Origin of the sequence: Kosakonia sp. MH5 (genome assembly GCF_009935945.1) — a bacterium.
Lineage (GTDB): Bacteria > Pseudomonadota > Gammaproteobacteria > Enterobacterales > Enterobacteriaceae > Kosakonia > Kosakonia radicincitans.
In genome coordinates, this window is the sequence record NZ_QODH01000002.1 from 253,224 (window position 1) to 265,840 (window position 12,617).

General features: G+C 51.5%; 9 protein-coding genes and 2 pseudogenes. 7 read left to right on the forward strand and 4 right to left on the reverse strand.

Features of this window, described 5'->3' with window-relative positions:
• Positions 1–1,236, reverse strand: coding sequence for an ion channel protein (locus tag DK872_RS07585; RefSeq protein ID WP_007370987.1), 1,236 nt, complete (start codon positions 1,234–1,236; stop codon positions 1–3).
• Positions 1,237–1,414: 178 nt separating this feature from the next.
• On the opposite strand from DK872_RS07585, the gene glk reads away from it, so the two are divergent.
• Positions 1,415–2,380, forward strand: coding sequence for a glucokinase (gene glk, locus DK872_RS07590; protein ID WP_007370988.1), 966 nt, complete (start codon positions 1,415–1,417; stop codon positions 2,378–2,380).
• Here the strand turns inward: glk and DK872_RS07595 are convergent.
• Positions 2,377–3,105, reverse strand: coding sequence for a LytTR family DNA-binding domain-containing protein (locus tag DK872_RS07595; RefSeq protein ID WP_007370989.1), 729 nt, complete (start codon positions 3,103–3,105; stop codon positions 2,377–2,379). The genes glk and DK872_RS07595 overlap by 4 nt on opposite strands.
• A gap of 12 nt (positions 3,106–3,117) precedes the next feature.
• Entirely contained in the window at positions 3,118–4,800 is a 1,683-nt protein-coding gene (locus DK872_RS07600) for a sensor histidine kinase (RefSeq protein WP_090396379.1), read from the reverse strand.
• A 387-nt stretch (positions 4,801–5,187) separates the two neighbouring features.
• Here DK872_RS07600 and alaC point away from each other — a divergent pair, with 387 nt between their 5' ends.
• On the forward strand, positions 5,188–6,429 hold the full coding sequence (gene alaC, locus DK872_RS07605) for an alanine transaminase (protein ID WP_007370991.1): 1,242 nt from the start codon (positions 5,188–5,190) through the stop codon (positions 6,427–6,429).
• Positions 6,430–6,478: 49 nt separating this feature from the next.
• Here alaC and ypdK read toward each other — a convergent pair whose 3' ends face one another.
• Entirely contained in the window at positions 6,479–6,550 is a 72-nt protein-coding gene (gene ypdK, locus DK872_RS07610) for a membrane protein YpdK (protein WP_099458783.1), read from the reverse strand.
• A gap of 572 nt (positions 6,551–7,122) precedes the next feature.
• Between ypdK and hutH the strand changes: the two genes are divergently transcribed.
• From hutH to DK872_RS07635, 5 genes and pseudogenes are all read left to right on the forward strand, one after another.
• A complete protein-coding gene (gene hutH / locus DK872_RS07615) occupies positions 7,123–8,646 on the forward strand; it encodes a histidine ammonia-lyase (RefSeq protein WP_007370992.1) in 1,524 nt (507 codons plus the stop codon).
• Positions 8,647–8,742: 96 nt separating this feature from the next.
• The gene (locus DK872_RS07620; RefSeq protein ID WP_071921130.1) at positions 8,743–9,384 is read left to right on the forward strand and encodes a DNA-binding protein; all 642 of its coding nucleotides are present in this window, start codon (positions 8,743–8,745) and stop codon (positions 9,382–9,384) included.
• A 584-nt stretch (positions 9,385–9,968) separates the two neighbouring features.
• The gene (gene tssB, locus DK872_RS07625; RefSeq protein WP_007370994.1) at positions 9,969–10,466 is read left to right on the forward strand and encodes a type VI secretion system contractile sheath small subunit; all 498 of its coding nucleotides are present in this window, start codon (positions 9,969–9,971) and stop codon (positions 10,464–10,466) included.
• Positions 10,467–10,500: 34 nt separating this feature from the next.
• Positions 10,501–11,268, forward strand: a pseudogene (locus DK872_RS07630) (type VI secretion system contractile sheath domain-containing protein); the annotation flags it as partial.
• A pseudogene (locus tag DK872_RS07635) lies at positions 11,249–12,616 on the forward strand (DUF2345 domain-containing protein); the annotation flags it as partial. The pseudogenes DK872_RS07630 and DK872_RS07635, both read left to right, overlap by 20 nt.
• Between the last annotated feature and the right edge of the window lies 1 nt (position 12,617).

The window sequence follows — 12,617 nt, forward strand, 5'->3', positions numbered from 1 at the left end:
TTATTGATCGCGCCGGGGAACAATCATCATCGGTTTCCCGGCAAGCAGCAGCCAGGCGGGAAGGATCACGATGCACAACAGCGGCAGCAACGTGGTATCCGGCACCACCACGGCGGCAAGAAACAGACTCAGCCAGCCATCGCGCGTTACCACCAGCACCATACCGAGCACCGCGCAAGAAACCGTCACGGCGGCGGGTACGGCATCAACATGCTCATGCAGCATCAGCCCTAGCGCCACACCGACAAACACCGCCGGAAAAATACGCCCGCCGCGAAAACCGCAAGCGGCAGCAACCACCAGTGCAGCCAGTTTTACCACCGCAAACAGCAGGTAATCCGTCACCGTTAGCGTCTGGGCGAAGGCCAGTTGTTGCATCTCGTCCAGCCCCTTAAACAGCGTGACCGGACCACCAATGATCCCCAACAAGCCAAGCAGGAAGCCGCCAACGCCAAGAACTATCACCGGGTTATGCAGCTTGTGCATCAACCGGTGCAGGCGCGGCAGGCACCAGACGGCAACCATACCCAGCGCGATGGCAAAAACAGTGACCACCGCGCCGCTGATGATATCGACGATATGCAACTGGGGATAATGGGGGATTGGCAGGGCAAAATGGGGCAGGGAGAACAAGCTGGTGGTCAGCGCGCCAGCCGCGGCGGCCATCAGCGGCGCGAATAAACGGTCCCACAGCGGCACGTCATTGCTGGCGGTCAGGGTTTGTGAAAATACTAGCGCTGCCGCTACCGGCGTACCGAACAGCGCGCCAAGGGTGCCCGCCGACGCGAGGATGGTCCAGTCCAGCGGCGCTACGCGCGGGAAGATGCGTGTGCCCAGCGCCACCGCGAGCGCAATATTTAGCACCATTACCGGATGTTCCGGCCCAAGGCTAACGCCACCCGCCAGCCCGAGGATCAGCGCCAGCACCAGGCCGGGCAATGCTTTGACGGACACTGGCGCATTGATCAGCGGGACGGTCACCGGATCCGGACCACCGTGTTCGCGACTGAAACGGATCACCAGACCAACGGCGATCCCGGTTAGCGTCAGTATCGATAAGATCCAGCCTGGCGAATCGGGCGCAATGCCCAGTTGCCACGGAATGCCGCTCCACAAAACGGCTTGCAGCAGCGAAGCGATCTTCATTACCAGTTGCAGCACAAGGCTGGAGGCCACGCCGATAGTCAACGCAGGCAGGGCCAGCAGTAACAGTGTTCTGGCTCGCGGATGAAGCATACATAGGTCCTTGTAAAGACGTCGGGGCGACGCAGAACAATCTGGCGGCAGCCCGCGGGTTAATCTGTGACGTAGATCGATTATCCTGGGGCACTCGTGTTATCGTCGTTGTTGTTACAGCGCCTTGAATTTACAGTGTGCCAAAGATTTATTCTGACTTTAGCGGAGCCGTAAAAGAATGACAAAGTATGCTTTAGTGGGAGACGTGGGCGGTACCAACGCGCGCTTAGCGTTGTGCGATGTCGACAGTGGTGATATCTCCCGGGCCAAAACTTATTCCGGCCTCGATTACCCGAGCCTGGAAGCCGTAGTGCGCGTTTATCTTGAAGAACATGACGTCAGCGTGGAAGACGGCTGCATCGCTATTGCTTGTCCGATTACCGGCGACTGGGTGGCGATGACGAATCACACATGGGCTTTCTCGATTGCGGAAATGAAGAAAAACCTCGGCTTTGCGCATCTGGAAATTATTAATGATTTTACCGCCGTATCAATGGCGATCCCGATGCTGAAAAAAGATCACCTGATCCAGTTTGGCGGCGGTGAGGCGGTGGAAGGCAAGCCGATCGCTGTTTACGGCGCTGGTACGGGTCTTGGCGTTGCGCATCTGGTGCATGTCGATAAACGCTGGGTGAGTCTGCCGGGCGAAGGCGGTCACGTCGATTTCGCACCGAACAGTGAAGAAGAGGGGATTATCCTCGAAGAATTGCGGGCGGAAATCGGCCATGTCTCCGCCGAACGTGTACTCTCTGGTCCTGGGCTGGTCAATCTTTACCGGGCGATTGTGAAATCTGACGGTCGTTTACCGGAGAATCTGCAACCCAAAGATGTTACCGAACGAGCGCTGGCGGACAGTTGCATTGACTGCCGCCGCGCATTGTCGTTGTTCTGCGTCATTATGGGGCGTTTTGGCGGTAACCTGGCGCTGAATCTCGGTACATTCGGCGGGGTGTATATCGCGGGCGGGATCGTGCCTCGCTTCCTTGATTTCTTTACCGCCTCCGGTTTCCGCGGCGGCTTTGAAGATAAAGGGCGTTTCAAGTCCTATGTGCAGGACATTCCGGTCTATCTCATTGTGCACGATAACCCCGGCCTGCTCGGCTCTGGCGCACATCTGCGCCAGACGCTGGGTCATTTCCTTTAAAGATTCATTAGCTGCCTGAATTCTTTAACTTTGCTGCGGCTGACGGGCACCTGAAAATCCAGGTCCCGCAGCCGCAAGATATAGGTGTTGTTGAACCACGGTTCGATCTCGCGAATTTTATCCAGATTCACGCAGTACGAGCGGTGGCAGCGAAAGAAATGCGCCGTTGGCAGCTTGCTGCAAAACTCAGTGATATTCATCGGCATCACGTACGATTCCCGCTTCGTATAGACGAAGGTCATTTTTTCATGCGCTTCCGCATAATAAATATCGTTAATGCTGGTAACGATAATGCGTTCGTCTTTCACCAGATTAATCGTGGCATTTTCCCGCGATTGCGGGCTGCTGGCGGTACCCGATTGCTGCTGCCAGGCCGCTTCCAGCTTCCGCAGCATGCTGATTATTCGCGACTCCTGGTACGGCTTCAGAATGTAGTCAAACGCTTCCAGTTCGAAGGCTTCGACTGCATGCTCTTTCCACGCAGTAATAAACACAATAAAGGGTTTATGTGCGAACTGGCTGATGTTTTGCGCCAGCAATACGCCATCCAGCGACGGAATATTGATATCCAGAAAAATCGCATCAACCTTGTTGTGCTGCAAATACTTCAGCACATCAAGGCCATCGTCAAAGGTACCGACGATCTCCATCTGGCTGTGCTCTTTTATCAGCCAGCTCAACTCCTGTTGCGCCAGGAATTCATCTTCAACAATGATGACCTTCATCGACTTCTCCAGTTAGGGCAACAATGTGGCGGACGGCGAGCGCGGAACATAAAAGGCGATTTCGGTTCCCGGTGTCAGGCGGCGAATATGTAATCCTTCGCCGTAGAGCAATTTTACGCGCTGGTGAACGTTAAGCAGGCCAATCTTATTGCCCGGCATTTCATCGGCCTCAACGCGGGCAATCATCTCCGGTGCGATGCCGTTGCCGGTATCACGAACCGCGATACGTACGCGGTTGCCGCACTCTTCCACACTTATCGTTACCACGCCTTTGCCTTTACAGGGCTGAATGCCGTGCACAATGGCGTTTTCTACCAGCGGCTGGATCAGCAGACTGGGGATCACACAACTGACCTCTTCATCAATGTCATAAATAACGGTCAATTTGTCGCCAAAACGCGCCTGTTCGATCGCAATGTAATCTTTAATTTGATACAGCTCTTTTTTGATGTCGATCTGCTCATCGTCTTTTAATTCAATGTTATAGCGCAGATAACGCGACAAATTGAAAATCAGTTGTCGGGCGGTATCCGGGTTGAGACGAATAGAGGAAGAAATCGCATTCAGGGCATTAAACAGGAAGTGCGGGTTTATTTTGCTTTGCAGTGCGCGCAGTTCTGCCTTGTTCGCCATTTCACGCAGTTGCTCAGCGCGGGAAACTTCCAGTTGGGTCGAGATAATTTGCGATAACCCGACCGCCATCTCCTGTAAAGAGGAGGTGATCTGATGAGCATGGCAATAGTAGATCTTCAACGTACCGGTGACCACACTCTGCTCCCGTAACGGGATCACCAGCATGGAGTGAATTTCAGGCGTGCGGTGGGCTTCATCATTGTTTTTAATGATAATTTCGCCTGTGCTGATCGACTGATGCGTGGTCGGGCTGAGAATATCGTCGCTGTCGCGATAGTTATTTTCGCCGACACCAACGTACGCCAGCACATGATCGGTATTGGTGATTGCCACGGCATCGGCTTTTATATCGCGACGAATGATATCGCATATCTGACGCAGCGAGTCGCTATTGACGTTACGGAATAATGGCAATGTTTTATTCGCAATATCCAGCGCCAGTTTTGCCTGTCGACCCGCGATAGCCTCTTTTTCCCCTTCGACACTTTGCACCAGCAGCACAATAAAGCCGATACAAACGCTGCCGAGGATCATCGGCACACCGATTTTGGAGACAATATCCAGCCCCAGCGCGATGCTTGGTGCCCAGACAACTACCAAAATCATGGTCAGGCTTTCGCAAATCATTCCGCCAATGATCCCCACGCGCCAGTGCTGCGCTTTAGGAACTTTTCGGTTAATCATTCCCGAAAAAATCCCGGCAATAATACTGGTGATAAAGCATGGAACTGCGGTAACGCCACCAATGTCGATCAGATAGCGGTGTACCCCGGCGATGACGCCGGTAATGATGCCGACCCACGGGCCAAACAGAATCCCGCCGGCCATAACGGCAATAATACGCACGTTAACCAGCGAACCTTCAACCGGCACGCCGGACCAGGTGCTGAACAGGGCGAACATGGAGAAGATCGCGGTAACTGCAAGCAATTCTTTTGGCGTGTGGGCGGTTTTATGCAGCAGTTCGCGAAACAGGCGCATGCGGATCAAAAAGAACAGGCAGATCAGCATTAATGCTGCGCGATCGAAAACCGCCAATAACATATCGAATATTTCGTGCACAGGGGACTCGGTGAATGACGTCAAAAAGCTATGATAAGGAACCCTGTCGCAGATAACCAGTCACCACATTCATTCGTTCAATGGGGAAAGACCATATTTCCAAAAGGGGATTAAAAGATGCTCAAAGGATAGTGGCGAATGGCGAAAGATACTGAAAAATAAAAGTAATTACATTGATATCATATTGTTAAATTTAGCACTCAATTTAGTGATAAGAGGATGAGATTGATTTCCCTTTCCTAAATCGATGTTCCTCTTTTATACCTGACCATTATTTTTCTTTTTTCTCTCGACAGCAGGAAATTTTTCAGGATATGTTTTAAGCACGCTGTGTTGACAGCGACGTCGCTCGGACGGTCCGGGCGCTAACGTTACTCCGAGGAATCTATGGCTGACTTCAGTCCTGAACGTCGTTTTACGCGTATCGATCGTCTTCCCCCTTATGTTTTTAATATCACCGCTGAACTGAAAATGGCTGCGCGTCGTCGCGGTGAAGATATTATCGATTTCAGTATGGGCAACCCGGACGGCGCAACACCAGCGCATATTGTTGAGAAACTTTGCACGGTTGCCCAGCGTCCGGATACTCACGGCTATTCAACTTCGCGCGGCATTCCTCGGCTGCGTCGGGCTATTTCCCGCTGGTATCAGGATCGCTATCAGGTCGAGATCGATCCGGAAACTGAGGCCATTGTGACCATCGGTTCGAAAGAGGGGCTGGCGCATCTGATGCTGGCGACACTGGATCACGGTGATACCGTCCTGGTGCCGAACCCAAGCTATCCGATCCACATTTATGGCGCGGTGATTGCGGGTGCGCAGGTTCGCTCTGTGCCGTTGGTTGAAGGTGTGGATTTTTTCAATGAGCTCGAACGCGCGATCCGTGAAAGTTACCCGAAACCAAAGATGATGATTCTGGGTTTCCCGTCCAACCCAACGGCACAATGCGTGGAGCTGGAATTCTTTGAGAAAGTGGTCGCGCTGGCTAAACGTTACGACGTGCTGGTGGTTCACGATCTGGCTTATGCCGATATCGTTTATGATGGCTGGAAAGCGCCGTCGATTATGCAGGTGCCGGGCGCGCGCGACGTTGCGGTGGAGTTTTTCACACTCTCGAAAAGCTACAATATGGCCGGCTGGCGCATTGGATTTATGGTCGGTAACCCGGTGCTGGTGAACGCGCTGGCGCGCATTAAAAGTTACCATGACTACGGCACGTTTACGCCATTGCAGGTAGCCGCGATTGCTGCGCTGGAGGGGGATCAGCAGTGCGTACGCGATATTGCCGCACAGTATAAGCGCCGCCGCGACGTGCTGGTGAAAGGGCTGCATGAAGCGGGCTGGATGGTTGAAATGCCAAAAGCCTCAATGTATGTATGGGCGAAAATTCCGGAACCGTATGCGGCGATGGGCTCGCTGGAGTTTGCCAAAAAGTTACTGCAAGACGCCAAAGTGTGCGTCTCTCCTGGCATTGGTTTTGGTGATTACGGCGACACCCATGTTCGTTTTGCCTTGATTGAAAACCGCGATCGTATCCGTCAGGCGGTACGCGGCATTAAGACGATGTTCCGCAACGACGGGCTACTGCCAGTGACGCAAAAAAGCGCAACAGAAGATATTGAACCCTAAAAAAAAGGAGCCGCGAGGCTCCTGTTTTTTTCCGCATCAATAGCTCAGGTCAGATCATCAGGGCGAAAGTGCCGGCCCACACAATGACCATCACAGAAATGCCCATAAAGAAATATTTCACGTTCATCGCTCCGCATACGTTTCAGTATGCACTTAATGACCTTAACAAGGACTGAGTATAGAGAGGTGAAACTACGCCAAAACCAAATTGAGAATTATCTCCATTCTGGCCACAGCTCCATCTCAGAATTTCGGGTGAATTCCTCACCAACGGGGGCTAATGTACGCTTAATTTTTTGGCCTTACAAGAGGCTTTTTTTTATGAAATTTTAGTGACTTACAATGTGTCGGGCTTTGGCGACACAATACTTTCGTTGCTAAATAAATTGCCTTTGAGCGACGCAAAAAACGCAAGGCTGAAACGGTTCATTTCCACTTGAATTCTAAGACTTATTTTTTGATGGTGGTCACGTTTTGCACACCAGAAGCATAATGCATACTTATGTCATGAGTAAGAATAGGGGCTTAAATCATATGGTGGAGCGAGCGACATGACTGGCCAGGCGTTGTATAAAACCGTGATTGCAGGCGCAATATAACAAAACTGTATCTTTCTTGTTAAAAGCTGGCTTGCGTGGATATGTATAGACAAGTATATGTATTTATATCCTCACTGCAGAGACTTTGCTGACAATGAAAAATATCACCCTCATCCCCGGCCAACTCACACTGACCCAACTGCGTGATATCTATAGCCAACCGCACCTGTTAACGCTGGATGAGCGCGCCTTTACCGCCATCAACGACAGCGTCGCTTGCGTCAATGCCATCATGGCGGAAGGTCGAACGGCATACGGTATTAATACCGGTTTTGGATTACTTGCTCAGACGCGTATCGCTACCGACGATCTGGAAAATTTACAGCGTTCTTTGGTGCTTTCTCACGCTGCGGGCGTTGGCGAACCGCTGGATGATGACCTGGTGCGCCTGATTATGGTGCTGAAGATCAACAGCCTTGCGCGTGGCTTTTCCGGCATTCGTTTGCAGGTGATCCAAATGTTGGTGGCGATGGTAAATGCAGGTGTTTATCCCTGGATCCCGGCGAAAGGATCTGTCGGTGCGTCCGGCGATTTAGCGCCTTTAGCACATATGTCGCTTACGCTGCTTGGCGAAGGCAAAGCGCGCTGGCAAGGCGAATGGTTGCCTGCAACTGAAGCACTGAACAGAGCCGGGCTTGCTCCGCTGACGCTGGCGGCGAAAGAGGGGCTGGCGCTGCTCAACGGGACGCAAACCTCGACAGCGTTCGCATTGCGCGGCCTGTTTGAGGCCGAAGATCTGTTCGCTTCTGCAGTGGTTTGTGGTGCGCTGACCACCGAGGCGGCGCTCGGTTCACGCCGTCCATTCGATGCGCGCATTCACGAAGTGCGTGGTCAGCGTGGGCAGATCGACGCGGCGGCTCTCTATCGCCATGTACTGACTGATAATAGCGAGGTTTCACAGTCTCATCACAACTGCAATAAAGTGCAGGATCCTTACTCATTGCGCTGCCAGCCGCAGGTCATGGGAGCGTGTCTGACGCAGCTGCGTTTTGCCGCCGATGTGTTGCTGACCGAAGCGAATGCGGTTTCTGATAACCCGCTGGTTTTCGCCGCTGAAAATGAGGTGATCTCCGGTGGTAATTTCCACGCGGAGCCGGTTGCGATGGCCGCTGATAATATCGCGCTGGCCATCGCTGAAATCGGCTCGCTGGCGGAGCGGCGTATCGCTCTGTTGATGGACAGCCATATGTCGCAACTTCCGCCCTTCCTGGTAAAAAACGGCGGTGTTAACTCCGGTTTTATGATTGCCCAGGTTACAGCCGCAGCGCTGGCGAGTGAGAACAAAGCGTTGTCGCATCCGCACAGTGTCGATAGTTTGCCGACCTCTGCTAATCAGGAAGATCATGTTTCGATGGCGCCTGCTGCCGGTCGTCGGCTTTGGGAAATGGCGGCTAATACCCGCGGCGTGATTGCCGTGGAATGGCTGGCTGCCTGCCAGGGGCTGGATATGCGGGAAGGATTAACCTCCAGCCCGTTACTTGAGCAGGCGCGCCATTTGCTACGTGAACGGGTGTCTCATTACGATAAAGATCGCTACTTCGCGCCGGATATTGAGCAGGCTTCGCAGATGCTGGCGGAGCGTCATCTGGCACTGCTGCTACCGGATATTTTGTCATAAAGGATCACCGGATTGCGGTTCGTTAACTCACTTCCGGTTAAACGCCTGGGTTGGTAAAGTGAAGCATACTGTAACGTGACCAGCAGGGAATTCAGCGTGACCGGAAGAATTGACTATCAGATAGAGAAGTACAGTTTTACGGAAGTGGGTGAAACGCCGCGCCTGACGCAGCAATGGGCCGATGTCGCAGAAGAGTGCCGTCAGACGCAGGCCGGAGCCGAAGAGCGCCTGCGGATCGCGCTGCTGAATGTCGATTATGTCACCAGCTTTGAATTACCTTTCCGGTTGCTGCTTATTCGCGCTCCGCAACTGATCGCCAGCCTGCGTGATGAACTGCAAATCAGCCAGAAAAATGTGCTGTTTAACGGTAAGCGTTTTGGTTGCGTCTACACGTTGAGAAACGATTTGAGCGGTATTCCGGATGAATTTCAGTACCGGCTGTCAACGCGCATCCGTCGGATTGATGCCGAAGGCAATACAGCCGCGCCTTATCAACAGATTGCGAAAGAGACTAAAGCACCGCGTGAGCGTCTTAAAGTTGCGCTGACGGAAGGATTACAGGTAACCGCGCTGGACGGGCTTTTCTGGTTTGGTATTCAGCGAATCGCCGCCGATGTGCAACGACTGAGAAAAACCGGCCTGAAGATAGTCACCGCAGAAACGGACGTTTTTGATAATTTGACCGGAACAACGCGGCGTGTACCAGTTTATCGGCGCGTAGAAAATGAAAGTGCGTGAGGACATTTCTGGCCGGAATATGTGCTCTTTCTTTGCGGTTAATTATTGACTGCATTCTGTTTGGCAGAAGATTAAGCCCTCAGTATTGCTTCCTTTTGCCGTGCATTCACTTTGTCGGTCGAACTGAAAATTCTGATTGCGGGTTTATTTACCATTTCAGGTCGGCCTTAAAATAATTATTGGCCATGTGGTCATGTTTTCGACGTGTTTACCTCATCCATTTCTCCTGTCAGTTTCTTATCCTTTCCATTATTTCGCTCTGTAATTACATCTCTTATCGCGAATGGGTATTTTTATTTTCTTAACATTGATGCATGTCATTTTAAAATCGCATTTTTAACAATGCTCTATCCTTTTTTGTTTTTTCGCTATAAAGCTTTATTTTTAGCAGTGATGATAGTTTGTTTTTCTTATTTATCATAATTACTCTCTTCTTAAGTAATGGGTGGAAATTCTTAATTTTCTTATATATATGGTTTAAGAGTTTGTGTGTTTGATATTTTGTAGATCATTGTTCTATTATCGCGGGCCAGGAAAGGTCGTGCATGGAAAATATGCACAAATATAAACAGAGGGACAGGTAAATGGCTGACAGCTTCCAGAACGAAGTGCCTAAGGCACGTATTAATTTAAAGCTTGATCTGCATACGGGCGGGGCGAGCAAAAAAACGGAATTACCACTGAAATTATTGGTTGCCGGTGACTTTAGTAACGGGCAGGAAACTGCGTCATTATCAGAACGCAGTAAGGTAAATATTTCCAAAAATAATTTTGATAGTGTTCTTTCTGAATATTCCCCAAACGTCAGTCTGACCGTTAAAAATACGCTGGCTGATGATGGCAGCGAAGACAACATCAGTCTGACCTTCCGGAGCATGAAGGATTTCACCCCTGAGCAGGTTTCTCGGCAAATTCCTCAGCTGAAGGCAATGCTTTCCATGCGCAATCTGCTTCGCGATTTAAAAGCGAACCTGCTGGACAATCAGGCTTTCCGAAAGGAGCTGGAAAAAATTCTCCTCGACCCGGAATTGAGCGCAGAACTCAGAACTGAGCTGTCAGCCCTGGCACCGAAACAGCCATAACGGTCACTGATGATTTAACGGATTAATAAGGAAGATGCTGATGTCTGTAAAAAATGAGAATGCGACTGGCGGCGAAAGCGTGGTGCTGGAACGTCCTACAGCAGGTGGGGTTTATGCATCCCTGTTTGAAAAAATCAATCTGAGCCCGGTGTCCGAGTTGAGTGCCCTGGATATCTGGCAGGACGCGCAGGCGATGTCGGATGCGACTGCGGATGAACGTTTAACGGCGGGGATGCAGGTGTTCCTGGAGTGCCTGACAAAATCGGGTTCAAAGGTTGAAAAACTCGACAAAAACCTGATTGACCATCATATCGCTGAGCTGGACTACCAGATTAGCCATCAGCTGGATGCGGTCATGCATAGCGAAGAATTCTAGGCGGTGGAGAGCCTGTGGCGCGGCGTGAAATCCCTGGTCGACAAAACCGATTTCCGCCAGAACGTGAAGGTTGAACTGCTGGATATGTCTAAAGAAGATCTGCGTCAGGACTTCGAAGACAGCCCGGAAATCATTCAGAGTGGACTGTATAAACATACATACATCGATGAGTATGACACACCGGGTGGAGAGCCGATCGCTGCGCTGATTTCCGCTTACGAATTTGATGCGTCTGCGCAGGATGTCGCGCTCCTGCGCAACATTTCAAAAGTCTCCGCTGCTGCTCACATGCCATTTATCGGCTCTGCCGGCCCGAAATTTTTCCTCAAGGATTCGATGGAGGAAGTTGCGGCCATCAAAGACATTGGTAACTACTTCGATCGTGCGGAGTACATCAAGTGGAAATCCTTCCGTGAGACGGACGATGGCGCGTGTGACCAGTGCCAAAGATAACGACATCTACGCCTGGCAGGATGCATCCGGCATGTACCGGGTGAAGTTTGATGCTGACCGCGACGATAAACGCCAGGGCATGGAAAGCATGCCGGTGCGCTTTGCCAAACCTTACGGTGGTGACAAGTACGGCTTCCACTTTCCGCTGATACAGGGTACTGAAGTCGCCATTGCCTTCCATGAAGGCGATCCGGATCGGCCGTATATTGCCCATGCCATGCACGACTCCCGCCACGTTGACCACGTTACTGAAGCCAACAGCAGCCGAAATGTGATCAGGACTGCAGGCCTGAACAAACTGCGGATGGAGGACAAGCGCGGCGAAGAGCACATTAAGCTCAGTACCGAATACGGGGGGAAGACCCAACTGAATTTAGGGCACAACGTCAATGCTTCCAGGGTTCTTCGTGGTAAAGGGGCAGAGTTGCGCACTAACGACTGGGTCAGCGTTCGTGGTGGTAAGGGCATTCTGCTTACTGCAGATGCTCAGCCTGACGTCGGCAGTAAAATGCTTGAAATGGACAGGGCTGTAGAACAACTGGAGCAGGCACTCACGCTGGCAAGAAGCCTCCAGGCCGCTGCGAAAGGGGCACAGGCAACAGTATCTGACATCGACAGCCAAAAGACGCTAAACAGCTCACTGAAATATCTAAAAATGCCAGGATTGCTGGCCAGTGCTCCCGCTGGAATAGGCATTATCAGTCCTGAGGCTGTCCGGCTTGCTTCAGGCGGGGCAAGTATTGGCCTTATGTCAGGTAAAAACACGGATATCAGTACCGGGCAATCATTCACTGTAGCGGCAAGCGAAGCTGTAAGTTTGTTTGCACAGGCTGCAGGAATGAAAATGTATGCTGGAGCTGGGAAGGTTGACATTCAGGCGCAGGCAGATGCCATGAATGTCTCAGCATTACAGGACATCACTGTCGCCAGTAGTCAGGGGAGCGTGAAGGTAAATGCCAGCAAGGAACTGATTTTAAGTTGCGGCGGCGCTTATATAAAGCTTAGCGGTGGGAATATTGAACTGGGGTGTCCGGGAAATATTTTGCTGAAAGCGGCCAATGTTAATCAGACAGGCCCTGCCAGCTTAGATACACCGCCGGTGACTTTCCCGAAAGGGTACAGCGAAGGGTTTATCACAACGTCATCCGCCAGCGGAGCAGTAAAGCCTTTCACCACATATAAAATTACGACGGCTGAAGGAGATGTTTATGAGGGCATTTCCGGTGCAGAAGGAGAGACTTCTCCAATATTTACGTCTATGCCATCGCAGTTAAAAATCGAATATCCGCGCAATATTGCTGATAGCCAGGAGGGCGAATAAC